General features: G+C 34.8%; 20 protein-coding genes. 13 read left to right on the top strand and 7 right to left on the bottom strand.

Annotation, left to right across the window (positions count from 1 at the left end):
* The first annotated feature begins 55 nt into the window (after positions 1-55).
* Both ACI6PS_RS05175 and ACI6PS_RS05180 read left to right on the top strand, forming a co-directional pair.
* Positions 56-304, top strand: a complete 249-nt coding sequence (locus tag ACI6PS_RS05175; protein WP_421011490.1) for a hypothetical protein — start codon at positions 56-58, stop codon at positions 302-304.
* Positions 301-594 carry a type II toxin-antitoxin system RelE/ParE family toxin gene (locus tag ACI6PS_RS05180; protein ID WP_421011491.1) on the top strand — a complete coding sequence of 98 codons (294 nt, stop codon included), beginning with the start codon at positions 301-303 and terminating at the stop codon, positions 592-594. Before ACI6PS_RS05175 ends, ACI6PS_RS05180 begins: the two co-directional genes overlap by 4 nt.
* A gap of 34 nt (positions 595-628) precedes the next feature.
* On the opposite strand, the gene ACI6PS_RS05185 is transcribed toward ACI6PS_RS05180, so the two are convergent.
* Entirely contained in the window at positions 629-1519 is an 891-nt protein-coding gene (locus tag ACI6PS_RS05185) for a lytic transglycosylase domain-containing protein (protein ID WP_421011492.1), read from the bottom strand.
* Positions 1520-1554: 35 nt separating this feature from the next.
* A complete protein-coding gene (locus tag ACI6PS_RS05190) occupies positions 1555-2220 on the bottom strand; it encodes an alpha/beta hydrolase (protein WP_421011493.1) in 666 nt (221 codons plus the stop codon).
* 117 nt (positions 2221-2337) lie between these two features.
* On the opposite strand from ACI6PS_RS05190, the gene ACI6PS_RS05195 reads away from it, so the two are divergent.
* The 3 genes from ACI6PS_RS05195 (at position 2338) to ACI6PS_RS05205 (ending at position 3776) form a co-directional block, all read left to right on the top strand.
* A complete protein-coding gene (locus ACI6PS_RS05195) occupies positions 2338-3060 on the top strand; it encodes a pirin family protein (protein WP_421011494.1) in 723 nt (240 codons plus the stop codon).
* 18 nt (positions 3061-3078) lie between these two features.
* Entirely contained in the window at positions 3079-3363 is a 285-nt protein-coding gene (locus tag ACI6PS_RS05200) for a GNAT family N-acetyltransferase (RefSeq protein WP_421011495.1), read from the top strand.
* A gap of 71 nt (positions 3364-3434) precedes the next feature.
* Entirely contained in the window at positions 3435-3776 is a 342-nt protein-coding gene (locus ACI6PS_RS05205) for a hypothetical protein (RefSeq protein ID WP_421011496.1), read from the top strand.
* Between the two features lie 149 nt (positions 3777-3925).
* Here the strand turns inward: ACI6PS_RS05205 and mtaB are convergent, their stop codons facing one another.
* Together mtaB and ACI6PS_RS05215 are read right to left on the bottom strand one after the other, a co-directional pair.
* Positions 3926-5254, bottom strand: a complete 1329-nt coding sequence (mtaB, locus tag ACI6PS_RS05210) for a tRNA (N(6)-L-threonylcarbamoyladenosine(37)-C(2))-methylthiotransferase MtaB (protein ID WP_421011497.1) — start codon at positions 5252-5254, stop codon at positions 3926-3928.
* A 314-nt stretch (positions 5255-5568) separates the two neighbouring features.
* Positions 5569-7179, bottom strand: a complete 1611-nt coding sequence (locus ACI6PS_RS05215) for a tetratricopeptide repeat protein (RefSeq protein ID WP_421011498.1) — start codon at positions 7177-7179, stop codon at positions 5569-5571.
* Positions 7180-7551: 372 nt separating this feature from the next.
* On the opposite strand from ACI6PS_RS05215, the gene ACI6PS_RS05220 reads away from it, so the two are divergent.
* Together ACI6PS_RS05220 and ACI6PS_RS05225 are read left to right on the top strand one after the other, a co-directional pair.
* On the top strand, positions 7552-7986 hold the full coding sequence (locus tag ACI6PS_RS05220; RefSeq protein ID WP_421011499.1) for a PepSY-like domain-containing protein: 435 nt from the start codon (positions 7552-7554) through the stop codon (positions 7984-7986).
* Positions 7987-8052: 66 nt separating this feature from the next.
* On the top strand, positions 8053-8490 hold the full coding sequence (locus ACI6PS_RS05225; RefSeq protein ID WP_421011500.1) for a PepSY-like domain-containing protein: 438 nt from the start codon (positions 8053-8055) through the stop codon (positions 8488-8490).
* Positions 8491-8541: 51 nt separating this feature from the next.
* Here ACI6PS_RS05225 and ACI6PS_RS05230 read toward each other — a convergent pair whose 3' ends face one another.
* Positions 8542-9717 carry a GlmU family protein gene (locus ACI6PS_RS05230; RefSeq protein WP_421011501.1) on the bottom strand — a complete coding sequence of 392 codons (1176 nt, stop codon included), beginning with the start codon at positions 9715-9717 and terminating at the stop codon, positions 8542-8544.
* Between the two features lie 145 nt (positions 9718-9862).
* Complete coding sequence (locus ACI6PS_RS05235) at positions 9863-10114, bottom strand: type B 50S ribosomal protein L31 (protein ID WP_421011502.1); 252 nt, start codon at positions 10112-10114, stop codon at positions 9863-9865.
* Between the two features lie 234 nt (positions 10115-10348).
* On the opposite strand from ACI6PS_RS05235, the gene ACI6PS_RS05240 reads away from it, so the two are divergent.
* The 6 genes from ACI6PS_RS05240 (at position 10349) to ACI6PS_RS05265 (ending at position 17081) form a co-directional block, all read left to right on the top strand.
* The gene (locus ACI6PS_RS05240; protein WP_421011503.1) at positions 10349-10876 is read left to right on the top strand and encodes a DUF4199 domain-containing protein; all 528 of its coding nucleotides are present in this window, start codon (positions 10349-10351) and stop codon (positions 10874-10876) included.
* Positions 10877-10878: 2 nt separating this feature from the next.
* Positions 10879-11835: a glycosyltransferase family 2 protein gene (locus ACI6PS_RS05245; protein ID WP_421011504.1), complete on the top strand. Its 957-nt coding sequence runs from the start codon at positions 10879-10881 to the stop codon at positions 11833-11835.
* Between the two features lie 19 nt (positions 11836-11854).
* Complete coding sequence (locus ACI6PS_RS05250) at positions 11855-13579, top strand: phospho-sugar mutase (RefSeq protein WP_421011505.1); 1725 nt, start codon at positions 11855-11857, stop codon at positions 13577-13579.
* A 2-nt stretch (positions 13580-13581) separates the two neighbouring features.
* The gene (locus tag ACI6PS_RS05255; protein WP_421011615.1) at positions 13582-15411 is read left to right on the top strand and encodes an ABC transporter ATP-binding protein; all 1830 of its coding nucleotides are present in this window, start codon (positions 13582-13584) and stop codon (positions 15409-15411) included.
* A 68-nt stretch (positions 15412-15479) separates the two neighbouring features.
* Positions 15480-16181 (top strand): hypothetical protein, encoded by a 702-nt coding sequence (locus tag ACI6PS_RS05260; RefSeq protein ID WP_421011506.1) that lies wholly within the window; start codon positions 15480-15482, stop codon positions 16179-16181.
* A gap of 63 nt (positions 16182-16244) precedes the next feature.
* Positions 16245-17081, top strand: a complete 837-nt coding sequence (locus tag ACI6PS_RS05265) for a helix-turn-helix domain-containing protein (protein WP_421011507.1) — start codon at positions 16245-16247, stop codon at positions 17079-17081.
* A gap of 166 nt (positions 17082-17247) precedes the next feature.
* Here the strand turns inward: ACI6PS_RS05265 and ACI6PS_RS05270 are convergent, their stop codons facing one another.
* Positions 17248-17973: a hypothetical protein gene (locus ACI6PS_RS05270; protein WP_421011508.1), complete on the bottom strand. Its 726-nt coding sequence runs from the start codon at positions 17971-17973 to the stop codon at positions 17248-17250.
* Between the last annotated feature and the right edge of the window lie 2 nt (positions 17974-17975).

The following is a 17975-nucleotide window of genomic DNA, read 5'->3' on the forward strand; positions in this document are numbered from 1 at the left end:
AAATCATTAAGATTCAATCATAATTTTATTATCTTTACTTTTTAAATTATAGATTATGAATTTAGAACAGCATAAAATCAAAATCATTCAAAAAGTAAAAACCATTCAAGACGAAAAACTTTTGGATGAAATTGATACTGTACTAAATGGGACTTATGTTTTAGCTTACACAACTGATGGCAAACCTTTGACAAGAAACCAATATATCAATCATATTGAATCAATTAGCGAATCTATAGCTAATGGCGCCAAAACTTTTACATCTGCAGAAGTTAAAAATCGCATATTTTTATCTAAAAAATGAATGTAGTTTGGTCCGAAGAAGCTAGTAATTCATTAACAAATATTTACTTTTACATTCTTGAAGATAGTCCACAAAATGCAGAAATGGTTATTGAAAAAATTATTGAACTAGCCGAAAAATTACAAGATGAAAGTTTTGAATATTCGATTGATCCTATAATTAACAAGGTAAAATTTCGTCACATCAGCATTTGGAGTTATAAAATCATTTATGAAAGAACGAATGACCAAGTAATTATATTAGATATTTTTGATGGAAGACAAAATCCAAAAAAACTAAACGAATACTAAAAAAGCTTTCAGTTTCCTGAAAGCTTTTTGTTTTTTAATACCCACTCAAAGGGATTTCCAATTCGTATTTTTTCTTGGAAGCGTTGGTCAGTTTTTTATCCCTTAACCACGGATTGTGAATTTTTAGAATCTTATAGTTGATCCCTTGCTCTTTTGCGAAAGCTGCCAAATCAGTCACGGAAGAATCCACCACAACTTTCTTGGTTGGAATTCCCTGGTACAATTCTTCAGGCATCACATTGAAATTATAAAGCGTCGGGTTTTTCATGATTTCCTTCAAGGCCAAAATCCTGAAAACATAACGATGGGTTTCATCTGTCAACAATAAGTCATAATAATTGGAAACACCTTGACTTGTTATTTGTTTGTTCACGCCAGCCAAACCACCATTATAAGATGCCGCGGCTAATGTCCACGAACCCAGTCTCGATTTTGCATCCAACAGATAACGGCAGGCCGCTTCGGTGGATTTCTCCAAATGGTATCTTTCGTCCACTTCATCGTTTACTTCCATACCTCTTTCCTTTGCAGTTGCAGGCATGAACTGCCAAAATCCTTTTGCTCCGGCGGAAGATGTTGCGTTCATCAAGGCACTTTCGGCTACAGCCAAATATTTAAAATCGTCCGGCACACCATTTTTTTTCAAAATAGGTTCAATTATCGGAAAGAATCGGTTGGCTCTTTTTATAATTAAAAGCGTCGAAGCATCTAAATTGGCATTAACCAATAATTCCCTGTCGAATCTTTCTCTGACATCTGAAATATTTAATGGCGTTGCTTCTCCTGCAAAATCTACACTTGCCGGAAAGTATCTTTTACTAGTTGTTGTCGTTTCAGTTTTGATTTCGCCTGAAACCGCGTGAATCAAAGCACCGCTTGTTAATACTACTGCTGTGATTATTCCTGTTTTTTTTATCCAGTTCATTTTCATTTTTTTTTGATTGTTGTAAAACTATCCAATTAAACTTCCTCTTCCAAAATAATTCGTGGTAAATTTTCATTCAACCACCTGAATTTACTCAGAATCATAATATGTGTCCCCCCTTTGATGATGTGGCAATTCTTAATATTCTTTATCGGAAAAACCTCGTCCATATCACCGTGAATATGAATTACTTTCGTATCCACTTCTGTTCGCTCCCACATGATCATCTGCTCGATTGCCCAATCCAAATAGACTTTTTCGCGCATCGACAGGTACTTTTCATACAACTTCAATCGTTGCTTGATTATTGTACCAAAAGAGAATTTTGCCAAAACATCTACATTTTTCATCAATCCTGTTGGCAAAAGCTTGTAAGCTTTGGTCGATTTTGCAAATTTCATCCGCATTGGAACTTCAAGATTGCATTTTACACTCGAAATGATGATCACTTTTTTCAACTTTAAAAATTGTGCCATTTCCTGCACCAAGACACCTCCAAACGAAACGCCAACCAGCACTGCATTTTCATGTGTTACAAGCGAAGCCATTCTTTTTGCATATTCCTTCAGAATTTCTCTCGAAATCGGCATTTCCCAATCCAATAAATGAATTTCAAAAACATTTTCAGGCAATTCAATTCGCTCGAAAATCAAGGAACTTGCGGCAAGTCCCGGCATAAAATAAACGTGGATTTTTTGCATCAAAATTGTTTTAACGGTATGATAACAGCAACATCTGTGATTTATTACGAAATTTGCATAAAAATACTTTTTTTCTCGGACAGAACTTCATCCGAACTTTTAATTTATCAATAAATTATGACGACACAACTATACAAATCCACCGAAAGAGGAAAGGCGAATTTCGGCTGGCTCGATGCTAATTTTTCTTTTTCATTTGGAAATTATTTCAATCCCGACAAGGTGCAATTCGGAATGCTTCGGGTTTTGAATGATGACACAATTGCCGCTGGAATGGGTTTCGGCACACATCCCCACGATAATATGGAAATTATTACCATTCCACTCGAAGGCGGATTGAAGCACCGTGACAGCATGGGAAATGAAGGCGTGATTCGTTTTGGAGAAGTTCAGGTAATGAGTGCCGGAACGGGAATTTTACATTCCGAAATGAATGCGAGCGAGAAGGAAAGAGCAAAAACCTTACAGCTTTGGGTTTTTCCAGAAACACAAAATGTAGAACCGAGATACGACCAGAAATCGTTTGATTTGGCCAGCAAAATCAATACCTTTGTAAATGTTGTTTCGCCTAGAGATAAAAACGACGGAAACGCACTTTGGGTACATCAGCAGACTTTTTTCAATCTAGGGATTTTTGAAAACGGAACAACTGTAAATTACAAGGTTAACATTGCCAAAAATGGCGTTTATCTTTTCCTTATTGAAGGAGAAATCGAGGTTGATAGACAGATTTTGAATGAAAGAGATGCAATGGGCATTATAAATTTTGAAGATTTTGATATTGATGTAAAACAGCAAGCAAAAATACTTTTGGTAGAAGTACCAATGACACACGCTTAAAAAAAGGAGATTCAAACTATGGAAATTAAAGACAATACTTTTTCAAGACAATTTGAAACGCTGGTTGACGGAAAGTTAGTTTCTGTGGAATATTCGTTCCAAGAAAAGAAGATTTTCCTGACCCGCATCAATGTTCCTGAAAATTTTGATGACGAAGAATTCATCAGCGATCTTTTGAAAAACATTATGGCTATTGCTGTTGAACGTAAATTGAAAGTAGTTCCGATTTTACCGAAAATTGCCGCTTTTTTCAGAAAAAATCCGGTTTACAAAGAATTACTTCCTCCGGGAATTAAAATTTAAATCAAACATTGAAAGCTTTTACTTGATTGTAAAAGCTTTTTTCTTTTTGGATAAATCCTTACTTTTACCTGATGCCATCACAAGAAACCACTTCAAAAGTCATTCATTTTTTCGAAAATATTGAAAAATATTATGGCTCGAAAACCGAAATCACCGAAGCACTTTGTACTGAAGCCGATCATTTCGATACACAACTAACTACTTGGAATTTATCTGAATTTACGTTGGTCCGATCGGCCTATCGAAATGCCGGTGCACGCTTTATGATGGAAGGTGAAAAAATGTATTATGAAATTTCCGCAAAAATAATTGTCGATTTTAAACAGCCTGGAAGAAATACTTTTGAGTTTATTGAGCAATATGGCAAGAGTGTTTTTAGGATAACGAAGATTAAATTTCACTATAAATACTAGATTTTCTTAAATTACAAATCTCAAAAATCAAAAAACAAATAAAATCAAAAATCCAAACCTTAGCGATTCGTAAAGTTTTGGATTTTGTCCCGAAACTTCGGGATTATAGCTTGAAATTTATTTGTCCTTTGGAAATTGTTTTTTGGAATTTACGCATATACATTCAAAAACTCCATCCTTACACTTCCATCTTCATCAATTCTGGTAAGGTTTATTTCGTGTAGTGTATTCACCAATTCTGGATTCCAAGGGGTTTTTACTTTTACATAATTTTCGGTAAATCCGTGAATGTAGCCTTCTTTGTTTTCGCCTTCAAAAAGAACGGTTCTATTCGTTCCGATTTGGCTTTCATAAAAAGCGCGACGCTTTTTTACCGAAAGTCCGCGGAGCATCTTGCTTCTCTTTGCCCTAACATTTCCGGGAACAACCCCTTCCATATTCGCCGCTTCGGTATTTTCCCTTTCAGAATAGGTAAAAACGTGCAAATAGGAAATATCCAAATCATTCAAAAAATGATAAGTTTCCAGAAAATGCTCATCGGTTTCACCAGGAAAACCAACAATTACATCTACACCAATACAGGCATGAGGCATCACTTCTCTGATTTTATTTACTCTTTCGGTATAAATTTCACGCAAATAACGACGCTTCATTTTCTTCAGAATATCATTGCTACCCGATTGTAGTGGAATATGAAAATGCGGTACAAAAGTGCGGCTTTTTGAAACGAATTCTATCGTTTCGTTTTTTAGCAAATTCGGTTCTATGGATGAAATTCGTAAACGTTCAATTCCTTCTACTTCATCCAGCTTTTGAACGAGTTCGTAAAAAGTATGTTCGTGTTTTTTATTTCCGAATTCGCCTTTTCCATAATCGCCAATATTGACACCGGTCAAAACAATTTCTTTTATGTTTTGCTGTGAAATTTCTTTTGCATTCTGCAATACATTTTCCAACGTATCGCTTCTAGAAATACCACGTGCCAAAGGAATCGTGCAATAGGTACATTTATAATCGCAACCGTCTTGGACCTTCAAGAAAGCTCTAGTCCTATCTCCAATGGAATAACTTCCTACATAGAAATCAGCTTCGGAGATTTCGCAGGAATGCACTTCGCCCATATCGTTCTTGGACAAATCGTTGATGTAATCGGTAATTTTGAATTTTTCTGTAGCTCCGAGAACCAAATCTACACCGTCGACTGCAGCTAATTCTTCCGGTTTTAATTGGGCATAGCACCCAACTGCGGCAACAAAAGCTTTATCGTTCAACTTCATTGCTTTTTTTACTACTTGCTTGAATTGCTTGTCGGCGTTTTCTGTTACTGAACATGTATTGATGACATAGATATCGGCAACTTCTTCAAAATCAACACGGTCAAAACCTTCGTCTTGAAAATTTCTGGCAATCGTGGAGGTTTCTGAAAAATTCAGCTTGCACCCCAAAGTATAAAAAGCGACTTTCTTTTTGTTTTCCATAATAAAGCTTAATTGATGAAATCGTTGTCAAAAAATTAAGCCTGCAAATTTACATACATTTTTTAAGATAGGAAACGATTCGTTTATTTTAGATTGATTCTCTTTAACCGAGATGATTAGCGCCAATATTGACCGAAAAAGTTTCTGGAAATGAAAATGGATTTTCCTTTAGCCCTGATGGTAGTGGAAATCCTTTTGCCTCGATTTTTTTCGAGGCAAAAGATTGTAACGGACAGCAGGAACTACGATTATTGAAATGCCTAAATGATTTGCTCCTTAAATTTCCACTTGCGTGAAGAGCACGCTGTTTGTGTTTATGCTAATCTTGAAAGGTATTCGTAGAATGAAATGTCCTTGTCGATTTGCATTTTCCTGAAGATTCTCTCCTTGCGTTTTCGACAGGCTTCCTGTGTGATGTTGAAAATTGTCCCGATTTCTTTCAGGCTCAAATTCATATAAACGTAGCAGATAAAACGGATATCATTTGAAGAAAGATTCGGATGTTTTTCCTTTAAAGTCGAAAGCAATCCTTGATTGACTTCTTCAAAATGGACAATAAAATTATCCCATTCCGAATCAGTTTTTAAATGTTCTTTCAGCGATTTTATGTGGGTTTTGAGTTTTAAATTTTGTGAAACATCCGGAAGTTCTGATAGTGAATTCACAATTTCTTCAATCATTTCGTTTCTTCCCGAGAGGTATAATGCCTTTGAAGAAAGCTTTCTGTTTTTTTGTTCGATCTCGTTTTTGAGGGTTTCCTGCTCCAGAAGTGCTTCGTTTTCTATTTCCTTTACGTGTTTCTCGAGTAAAAGATTTTCGTTCTTTTCTTTCTCCAATTCAAGCGCAATGATCTTTTGTTCCCTTTCAGCTATAATCTTCTTCTGCTCCTGCTTGATAGCCCGATTTCTAAACATTCTGTAGACGAAAAACAGCAATACCATGAAGATTACAATGGCCGAAATAAAGATTTTTCGTTCGTTACTTGACTTTTCCAATTGAGAATTCAGATCGTTTTTATAATTCTGAATTTCAAATTTTACCTTATTGTTTTCGTATAATTTTTCATTATTTAATTTCGCTACTGAATCCCTGGTTTTGACCATTTCGTTCTTAGCTTCTAAAGCATTTTTGTAATCATTTTTCTTGACATAAGCCAATGAAAGCTCGTTTAAAAGATTGGCTTTCATATCCAAATCCCTGCAGTCTTGCAAAGCCAATCTCAAATAAAAAATACTTTTATCTGTATTTCCTTCTAAAGAATAGATATGCGCCAAATGATTTAGGATTGTCATATTATATTCTTTTTCTCTTACTCTTTTTGTCTTAGTATACAACTTCAACAATATAGTCTTTGCCTGCCCTAATTCCCCTTCCAATAAAAGATATTCAGCAAAAGTTGCTTCGGCTTGTATGTTCAATACAGTAGACTCTTTATGATCTGCAAGGATTTCCAAAGCTTCTTCTATATATTTTTTTGCTCCCTTCGGGTTATCCAACCTATTTTCCGCCCTTGCCATATTAATAGCATATAAGGATACTTTTATGGCATCTTTTTCCTCTTTGGCGGTATTGTAAGCCTTTAGATAATATTCCTTTGCTTTCACAAATTTCTTTTCCATTGCATACATTCCTCCAATATTATTGAGAACTGCCATTTCGCGTATGGGATCCAAGTGTTTGATGGCAACTGTGTAAGCTTCGAGATAGTAATTTAATGCTTCTCCATAATCCGAAAGATTATAATAAATAATTCCAATATTATTTTTGATTTCAAACTGTTGCTGGTGCCAATTATTCTTCTCAGCTGCTATTTGTGCCTTGGTCAAATACTCTAAAGCAACCGAATAATCGCCTTTATCCATAGCAACAAAGCCTGAATCAATGACTTTTTTACATTGTTCAAGTGTTTGTCCAAATGTCGCCATATTAACAATTAGACAAAAAAACAAGCTAAAAAATAGTGTTTTTATATTCATTCTATCAAACAGAAACCAATAATTATACATTTAGCATTATCAATAAAACAAAATGTTGATTTTTTAATTATCTTTTTTATTATTATTACAAATGGCTAATCTATAACATAATTTTTATAAAATGAAAAACAATTTCTTTAGGTTTAATAAATTGATTTGGAATTGAATACAGTAGCTTTCCAGAAAAATTCTAATAGTTTTCTCAATTTTTTGCGTTTGAACTCTTTCACAGCGAATGGCCCTGAATTAAAGGTTTCATAAAGTTTTAGGAATACATTTTAAGGCTGCCTAATTTAGTGTTGAATTTAAAATCAAAGTTTTATGAAAATTAAAAATATCCTTTTGGCATCTTTTGCCATGGCGTCTTCTATTATGAATGCTCAGGAAGAAATAATCAAAGAGAGTGAATTGCCAGCTTCAGCAGTTACTTTTTTAGCAACAAATTTCAAAAATAATCCCGTCAGGACCGTCGTTAAAGATACTGACATGAGGAAAGTTACATTCGAAGTTAAGCTTAATGACGGAACTGAAGTTGAGTTTAATCAAAAAGGTGAATGGAAAGAAGTGGACGGCGACAAAAAACCAATTCCAACTGCGTTTATTCCGAAAACGATTTTGGATTATGTGAAAACAAAATACCCAAATGAGCAGATTACCCATATCGATAAAGGGCTTAGGGATTATGATGTAGATCTGACAAATGGATTGGATTTGGAGTTTGATTTGAATGGTAAATTCTTGAGAATAGATAAATAAGACTTCACTTGTTGGGTTTGTATAATTTTTAGTACATTAGTATCCTAAATTTTAAATTTGCCTAAAATGAAAGATAAAATTATTATTGCTGCTTTGCTTTTTATGACGAGCTTCTTTATGAATGCACAAAAAAAAGAGCAGGTTAGAACCTTGCCCACTCAAGGAACGGAGTTTGTGGCGACACATTTTAAAGACCAGAAAATCAAAACTATTTTTAAAGTTCCTTCTGACAAGAAACACAAATACGAAGTTACTTTGGAGAATGGAATTGAAATTGAGCTAGACAGCTACGGAAAATGGAAAGAAGTTGAAGGAAATAACAATCCTGTTCCTTACAGCTATTTAAAGCCGGCAACAGTTACTTATTTGAAGACAAACTACGGAAATCGCAGAGTTGTTGAAGTAGAAAATGGACCTCGATTCATTTTTGTGAAATTGGATAATGATGTAAAATTACAGTTTGAGGCAGAAGGAAAGTTCTATAGAATTTATACTGAAGAGTAAAATATTGATACTATAAAAAAGGCTGTTTCGATTGAAACAGCCTTTTTTAGTTTATTCTTTTCTCCACTTTTTAGTTTCTTCGAAAACGTGTTCTAGGATTCGCATTTCTTTTTCGTCGAATTCTACGTTTCTTCGAAGCATCACCAAGCGTGCGGTTTCAAAGGCTTTTTTAGTGATGTAGGTTGTAAATCCAGAAGCTCCACCCCATGAAAAACTTGGAACGAAGTTACGAGGAAATCCACTTCCGAAGATATTCGAACTTACTCCTACAACTGTTCCTGTATTGAACATCGTGTTGATACCACATTTGCTGTGATCACCCATCATCAAACCACAGAATTGTAGTCCGGTTTTTGCGAAACCTTCTGTTTCATAGCTCCACAGTTTTACTTCTTCATAATTGTTTTTTAGGTTCGAATTGTTACTATCGGCTCCGATATTACACCATTCTCCTAAAACTGAATTTCCTAAAAATCCGTCATGCCCTTTATTTGAATATCCAAAAAGCACTGAATTGCTCACTTCTCCACCAATAACAGCATGAGGCCCTACTGTTGTTGCACCGTAGACTTTTGTAGCTAATTTTACTCTTCCAGATTCGCATAAAGCAAATGGCCCACGAATTACAGAACCTTCCATAATTTCGGCATTTTTACCAATATAAATAGGTCCAGTAGAAGCATTCAACGTTACAAATTCAAGCTTTGCTCCTTCTTCTATAAATATATTTTCTGGTGCAATTACATTTACACTTTTAGGGATCGGTTGCGATTTTCGGTCTTCTGTCAATAATTCAAAATCTTCACGGATGGCACTATCATTTTTTTGAAAGATATCCCAGGTGTGTTCAATTGTCAAGCAATCTTCAGCATATTCTATGATTTCGTAAGTATCAAAATCAACTTCTTCTTGCGAATCTTGCGTGAAGAAAGCAATTACTTCCTCTCCTTTAAAAATGGCTTGGTTAGGCTCTAAATTTGAAACCAATTCAGCCAAGACTGCATTTGGAAGAAATGATGCGTTTATCATTACGTTTTCTTCCAACTCCACCATCGGAAATTTTTCAGACAAATATTCTTCCGTCAAACTTGTGGTGGTTGAACCTAAATATTTTTCCCATTTTTCACGTATGGTTAAAATTCCAACACGGATATCGGCAACCGGACGTGTAAATGTGAATGGCAGTAAGGCATTTCTAACTGTTCCGTCAAAAAGTATATAGTTCATTTTGTTTCTTGTTTCAAATTTAATGTTCAAAGTTACAAAGATTTTATTTGCTTTTATAGAGGCTTTAGATTCTTAATGCAAATATCACAGCAATAAAAAAGCCTCCCGAGTTGGAAGGCTTTTGTATCTTGAAACAGATAAATAATTATTTACCGTGTTTAGCGTATTTAGTTTTGAATTTATCAATACGTCCTGCAGTATCGATAAGTTTAGATTTACCTGTGTAAAAAGGGTGAGAAGTTCTAGAAATCTCCATCTTTACAACTGGATATTCTACACCTTCGTGCGTGATTGTTTCTTTAGTATCTGCAGTAGATTTTGTGATAAAAACTTCGTCGTTAGACATGTCCTTAAAAGCTACCAATCTGTAATTCTCTGGGTGAATTCCTTTTTTCATTTTAAATCTTTTATTGTTGGCTATAATTTGCTTTGAAGCTTTTCTTTTTCACTGAAAAGGTATAAACGCCTTATAACTTTTTGTTTTTACTTATTTATTTTGAGTTTGCAAATTTACAATTATTTTTCAATAAACAAATCTTTACTTCCTTTTTTTTAAAAGATTATATGAAATGATTTTTATTTATCTAATAGCGGAATTACTATATTTGTAGATTATTTTGAAAATACTTCAATGACAGACATTATTAAAAAGACGGGATTCAGCATCGGTCTTATATTAGGAATACTGCTGATCCTGCTTTCGAGTTACATTTATTTTGTAAACCTTGCTTTGCTGACCAATGTTTGGGCAGGCGTTTCAACATTAGCCTTGACCATTATTTTCGGCATCATTTCAATTGTAGTCATTAAAGGAAAACTAGGCGGCTTTATTACTTTCAAAGAAGCTTTTTCGGGTTATTTTATTACAATCCTAACAGGAAGTTTACTTTCCTGTCTTTATCTGATTTTGATATACAATTTCGCTCTTTCCCCAGAAATAAAAACAAATATTGTGTTGGCAATGCGTAATTTTGATGTCAATTTATTGAAACAAAACCTGATGCCTCAGGAAAACATTAATCAGACTCTAGAATTCTATAAAACTTTTGATCCGTTTACGATTAAGGAAGTGATTACGGCCTTCATCAAATACCTTTTGAGGGATTGCCTTATCGGATTTCTAGTTGCATTAATTTTCAGAAATAAGAGAAACTTATAACAATGAATTTATCCATAGTAATACCACTTCTAAACGAAGAAGAATCGTTGCAGGAACTCCACGATTGGATTATTTCGGTAATGAAAACAAACAATTACAGCTACGAAGTCATTTTTATTGACGACGGAAGTACGGATAATTCATGGTCCATCATTGAACGATTATCCAACGAAAATCCAAATATAAAAGGAATCCATTTCCTTAAGAATTTTGGAAAATCCCAAGCACTCCATGCAGGTTTTGCACGGGCAAAAGGAGATGTGGTGATTACAATGGATGCCGATTTACAAGACAATCCAGAGGAAATTCCGGAGTTGTACAACATGATCATCAATCAGAAATTCGACTTGGTTTCGGGTTGGAAAAAGAAACGTTATGATTCTATTGTATCGAAAAATCTACCTTCGAAATTATTCAACTGGGCCGCACGAAAAACATCGGATGTACAGCTGAATGACTTCAATTGCGGATTGAAAGCCTACAAGAATATCGTCGTAAAAAATATTGAAGTTTCGGGCGAAATGCACCGTTATATCCCTGTCTTGGCAAAAAATGCCGGCTTTGGAAAAATCGGAGAAAAAGTCGTAAAACATCAGGCGCGAAAATACGGCGAAACCAAATTCGGAATGGAGCGTTTCATCAATGGTTTCCTAGATTTAATCACTATTTGGTTTCTTTCCCGATTCGGAAAAAGACCGATGCACTTGTTTGGTGCTTTAGGTTCCGGCATGTTCGTCATAGGATTTTTATCGGCCTTATTTATAGGTGTCAACAAATTAATCCGTCTTTACAATGATTATCCAACCATAAAAGTAACCGACAATCCTTGGTTTTACATCTCTTTAACTACCATGATTTTAGGTACACAATTGTTTCTTGCCGGATTTTTAGGTGAAATCATCTTAAAAACCAAAAGCAACGAAGGACGATACAAAATAGCAAAAGAAGTAAATTTATAATAGTTTAAAACTTATTGAAATGCACATCGAAAAACATATCTTAGACCAAGTAAATGAGTGGCTTACACCAACATTTGATAACGATACACAAGAAAAAATCAAGGAAATGATGACTTCTTCTCCAAAAGAACTGGAAGAAAGTTTCTATAAAAATCTTGAATTCGGGACCGGCGGAATGCGAGGCGTTATGGGTGTTGGAACCAACCGTATCAACAAATATACATTAGGAAAAAATACGCAAGGACTTGCCAATTACATGCACAAAGTTTTTCCTGGAAAGAAATTAAAAGTCGTGATTGCTTACGATTGCCGTCACAACAGCAACACGTTGGCGAAAGTGGTTGCCGATGTTTTTTCTGCTAATGACATTCAAGTGTATTTATTTTCAGATATGCGTCCGACTCCAGAATTGTCTTTCGCCTTGAAATATCTAGGTTGCCAAGCCGGGATCGTACTTACTGCCTCTCACAATCCGCCAGAATACAACGGATACAAAGTATATTGGGAAGATGGTGGACAATTGGTTCCGCCACAGGATAGCGAAATCATCAAGGTTATTGAAGATTTGAAATACGACGAAATCAAGTTTCAAGCAAATGAAAATCTAATCAAATACATCGATAAGGAAATTGACGATGCTTTCGTAAAGTCATCGATTAAAAATGCAAGTTTTGATACTTCGGCTTCCGCCAAAGACAATCTGAACATTGTTTTCACATCGTTGCACGGAACTTCAATAAAAGCTGTACCGCAAACTTTGGAACAGGCTGGTTATAAAAATGTACACATCGTTCCGGAACAAGCCGAACCAAATGGCGATTTCCCAACGGTTAAATCTCCAAATCCAGAAGAGCCTGAAGCTTTGACGATGGCTTTGGCTTTAGCCGATAAATTAAACGCCGATATTGTTATTGGAACTGACCCTGATTGTGACAGATTGGGTGTTGCCGTTCGAAATAACGAAGGAAAAATGACCTTGCTTAACGGAAATCAAACCATGGTTTTGATGACGGCATTTTTATTGGAACAATGGAAAAAACAAGGAAAAATCAACGGAAAACAATTCATTGGTTCTACAATTGTTTCAACTCCAATGATGCTTGCTTTGGCAGATGGTTATGGCGTTGAATGCAAAGTGGGCTTGACCGGCTTCAAATGGATTGCAAAAATGATCAAGGATTTTCCTGAATTGCAATTTATTGGCGGTGGCGAGGAAAGCTTCGGATTTATGGTTGGCGATGCCGTTCGCGATAAAGACGCCGTTGCTGCTACATTATTGATCTGTGAAGTTGCTGCCCAAGCTAAAGCAAACGGAAGTTCTGTTTACAAAGAATTGCAAAATCTTTATGTAGATTTTGGTTTTTATAAAGAACACTTGGTTTCACTGACTAAAAAAGGAATTGAAGGATTGGCAGAAATCAACCAGATGATGGTAAATCTACGTTCAAATCCTTTGAAGGAAATTGCTGGTGAGCGCGTCGTGATGGTAGAAGATTATAAAAATTCAACTGCGAAAAATTTATTTACAGATGAAGTTGAGACTTTGAACATTCCAAAATCAGATGTTTTGATTTATTATACTGAAGATGGTTCTAAAATTGCAGCTCGACCAAGTGGAACGGAGCCAAAAATAAAATTCTATGTGAGTGTAAATGCTCCTCTTGATAATGTGGCAAACGCTAATCAAGTTGAAGCACAATTAGACTCAAAAATTAAAAATATAATTGCCGATTTAGGAGTATAATGATGGATGAAAATATAAAGAAGATAATTCCTTTTGCAAGAAAGTATGATTTCCATATAGTTTGGAATATCTTTTTCAATGTATTATATGCTTTGTTCAGCACTCTTTCCTTTGTAGCATTATTTCCTTTAATGGAAGTTTTGTTCAAAATGAACGAGCGTGTCGTTGCATTGCCAAAATATGAAGGGATTTTAGAGCTAGGAACTTACGGAAAACAATATCTTCAATACTACATCACAAAACTTTCGGAAGAAAATGGCCCTGAATATGCGCTATTATTAACAGTTTCCCTTGTTATATCGACATTCTTGTTGAAAAATGTTTTCAATTATGCCGCTTCGCAACATTTAATGAAACTGAAGAATGGCGTTCTGCGTGATTTACGTGAAAAAATGTTCAACAAGATAATAGACCTGCCAATTTCTTATTATTCAGAAAAAAGAAAGGGAGATATTATGGCAAGAATGCTAGGCGATGTCAACGAAGTTCAAAACTCATTCTTTATGGTTTTGGAATTGATCATAAAAGAACCGTTAACTATTGTTTTCGCGATACTTGCCATGCTAAAAATCAGTCTCGAACTGACATTGTTTGTTTTTGTATTTATCCCAATATCCGGTTTTATCATTTCAAAAATTGGAAAATCTTTGAAATCAAAATCACAACGAGCACAGAAGGAAAACGGCTATCTGATTTCGGTTGTTGAAGAAAGTCTCACAGGATTAAAAGTGGTGAAAAGTTACAATGCAGAACCTTTTTTTAAGAAAACATTCATTGACTCCATCAATAGATTATTGCATTTAAACAATTCAATTGGCAAGAAAAATAATTTAGCATCTCCTATGAGTGAGTTTATGGGAATCGTCGTAATAGCTATCTTACTTTGGTACGGAGGAAGCCTAGTATTGGTAGACAAGACATTAAATGGTGCACTTTTTATTGTTTACTTAGGTCTGGCTTATAACATCTTAACTCCCGCAAAGGCAATTTCAAAAGCATCCTACCAAGTAAAAAATGGTTTGGCTGCTGCCGAAAGGGTTTTTGAAGTTTTAGAAGTTGAAAATACTATCGAAGACAAAGTTGATGCTGTTGAACTACAAGACTTCAAGAATGAAATCAATCTTAAAAATATCAATTTCTCTTATGGAGAAGAACCTGTTTTAAAGAATTTTTCTTTGACAATCCCTAAAGGAAAAACAGTTGCATTGGTTGGACAATCCGGAAGCGGAAAAAGCACAATCGCCAATCTCTTGACGCGTTTTTATGATGTGAAAAATGGTGAGATCCTCATCGACAATCATAATATAAAAGATGTAACAATGAAATCCTTGCGTGATTTGACTGGTTTGGTAACGCAAGACAGCATTATGTTCAACGGAACCATTAAAGACAATATTCGATTAGGTAATCTAGAAGCTACAAATGAAGAAGTAATCAATGCTTTGAAAATTGCCAATGCCTACGAATTTGTAAAAGATTTACCCTCGGGAATCGACACCAACATCGGCGACAGCGGAAACAAACTATCTGGTGGACAAAAACAACGTCTTTCCATTGCAAGAGCTGTTTTGAAAAATCCTCCGATTATGATTTTGGACGAAGCCACTTCGGCATTGGATACGGAAAGCGAAAGATTGGTTCAAGATGCTTTGGAGAACATGATGCAAAATAGAACTTCCGTGGTAATTGCCCACCGACTTTCGACCATTCAAAAAGCCGATAAAATTGTAGTGATGCAAAAAGGTGAAATTGTAGAGCAAGGAACTCACGAAGAGCTTCTTGCGAAAGGCGGAACTTATTCTAAATTGGTGATGATGCAGAGTTTTGAATAACCTAAATTTTTTATTTATTTAATTCAATCTTTAAATGGTTTTTACATTTTTATAAGTAATTTTAGAATATGTATATAGCCGACAATACCATCAAACTTCCCGAAGATCCAGACACCATCGTTTGGAAATACTTGGACTTGTCAAAATTTGTTGATTTACTGCTCTACCGAAAATTGTTCATGTCGCGTTCGGATAAGTTTGAGGATCAATACGAAGGTACTTTCAGCGAACCGACTTTCGAGGAAATCAAGAAACTTTCGATTGACAATCCCGGCTTTTTAGAATACTACAAAACGCATCGCAAAAATGTGGTCATCAGCAGTTGGCACATCAACGAATACGAGTCGTTTGCGATGTGGCAGATTTTTACTCAGAAAAGTGAAGGATTAGCGATTCAATCTACTTTGGGCAGAATTCAAAAAGCTTTGAATGCCGACAATGACTACCAACAACATATCGGCGAAGTGAATTATATCGACTACAAAAAAGAATACATTCCGTTTGAAAATACCTTTTTTCCATTTCTTTTCAAACGGAAAAGTTTTCAATACGAAAGAGAAATCCGTATTATTTCTGATTTGACTTCTTATCATCTTGAGATTGACAACGGACTAAAAATCGATGTTGACATCTGTAATCTTATCGAAAAAATCTACATTCATCCAAAATCTGAAAATTGGTATAAAAAGCTTGTGATTGATTTGGTAGAACGACTTGGGTTTGATTTTACTATCGAAAAATCTGATTTGGAAAGTGATATTCTGATTTAATTTTTAGTGGATTGCAAATTAATTGAAGTATTTCTTTAAATTTACCTCTACCAAATCTGCAAGATGAAACTAGAATTCTGCAAGCCTAAAAACAAACTACTCGAAACCTATATGGAAGGCTATTATTTTCTTACCCAAAAAGAAGATGACCCGACTGTAGAGTACCTTACTTTTCCGAATAATTTCAGCATTATATCGGTTTATCAGGATACGGTGATTGAGTTTTCTGAAAACAAGGCTATTATCACTGGCAAAAAGAATAATTCGTTTTCGTCAGATTTAATATGCCATTACAAAAAACCAATCCACGTAGTTTGCAAAGGCGAACTCAATGAAATTACTTTTTACTTCAAACCATTGGGATTAAATTCTTTTTTGAATAAGCCTCTATGTGATTTTACGAATGACTTTTTCTCGAATTTTATTCCTTATGATGATTATACTGAAAAAATGCAGTTTATCTTGAAAGAAAAAGATATAGAAACCAAAAAGGATTTGATTGAAGACTATTGGCTCTCGAAATTGACACCTTTCCGCCACACCTTTTTACATAGAGTCATCGAAGATTTGACAAACGTAAATAATGATTATTCAGTAGCAGAATTGGCCGATAAATACAAGACCAGCAGGCAAAATCTAAGCAAACATTTTGAAACACATTTGTGCAAAACGCCTTCTGAATTTAAGAAAATCCAACGCTTCAGGGAAGCCTTGAAATCTAAAATTGAATATAAAAATTCTGGTGAAAATCTAACAACTTTAAGCAATGACTTGCTCTTTTACGACCAATCCCACCTGATAAAAGACTTCAAATCATTGACTGGTTTAACACCAAAAGCCTTTTTTAAGAACATCACTTCCCACCAAAATGGAAAAATAAATTGGCTTTTTACACAATGATTACATTTTTACAATTTTAATCAAATGAGTTGACTTACATTTGTTTAAATTAAAAACACAATCAAGATGATCTCAGTAATTATTAAATTGGTTTCTTTATTAGTTTCGATGGTTGTAAGTCTTTTTGAATATTTTTTCTAGACTTAAATCTTCTGAAAATAATTCCTTAAACTGGTTTGTAGCTTTCCAGTTTCCAATCCTTGTTAGATAAATCTACATAGTAATAAAGTATTACATCGTTTTTGTCGAACTGACCATTTTTGTTGGTGTCTTCTATTGTTCGAAAGTAAAGACGATTTTTCGATTCTACCAAATTCCAATCAATCAATTCCTGCATATCCGGCGAAAGCTTTGTGAAATCTTTTCCGCTGATATCACTGATGTACAATGACTTGATATCACTTACATCTAATTTATTGTCCTTATTGGTATCCATATCAGCAACGGAATATACTAAAAGTTGATGCTTGGTTTTTTCAAAAATAGTATTCAGATAACTTGCCGTTTGAATCACCATTTTCTTATCCGTTAGCGGTCTGATTTCAGTTGAATCAACGTGTTGGAATTTCAAATTCTGAAGAAATCCTGTAATTTCAAATCGGTTGTAATTCGAAATCGAAAAGCTTACTTTATCGGTATTAGAAGAACCATAGCTTGATTTTGCTCTACCTTCGTAAACCCTATAATCTCCAATTGGATGAATCAAATATTTTGTTCCTTCCATTTGAATTGGCAAGTCGGCAATTTCTATCTGAGAAGAATCGATTGGTTGCGGTTTTGCTTCCGTAGTTGAAGTTTTTTCATAGGTAACCTTAGGAGTTTCCGCCTCTTCCTTACAGCTTGTCAGTGCCAAAACAGCAAACCCAGCCAATAGTATGTTTAAGTTTTTCATAG

The sequence above is a fragment of the Flavobacterium sp. PLA-1-15 genome, assembly GCF_049060005.1.
Classification (GTDB): Bacteria; Bacteroidota; Bacteroidia; order Flavobacteriales; family Flavobacteriaceae; genus Flavobacterium.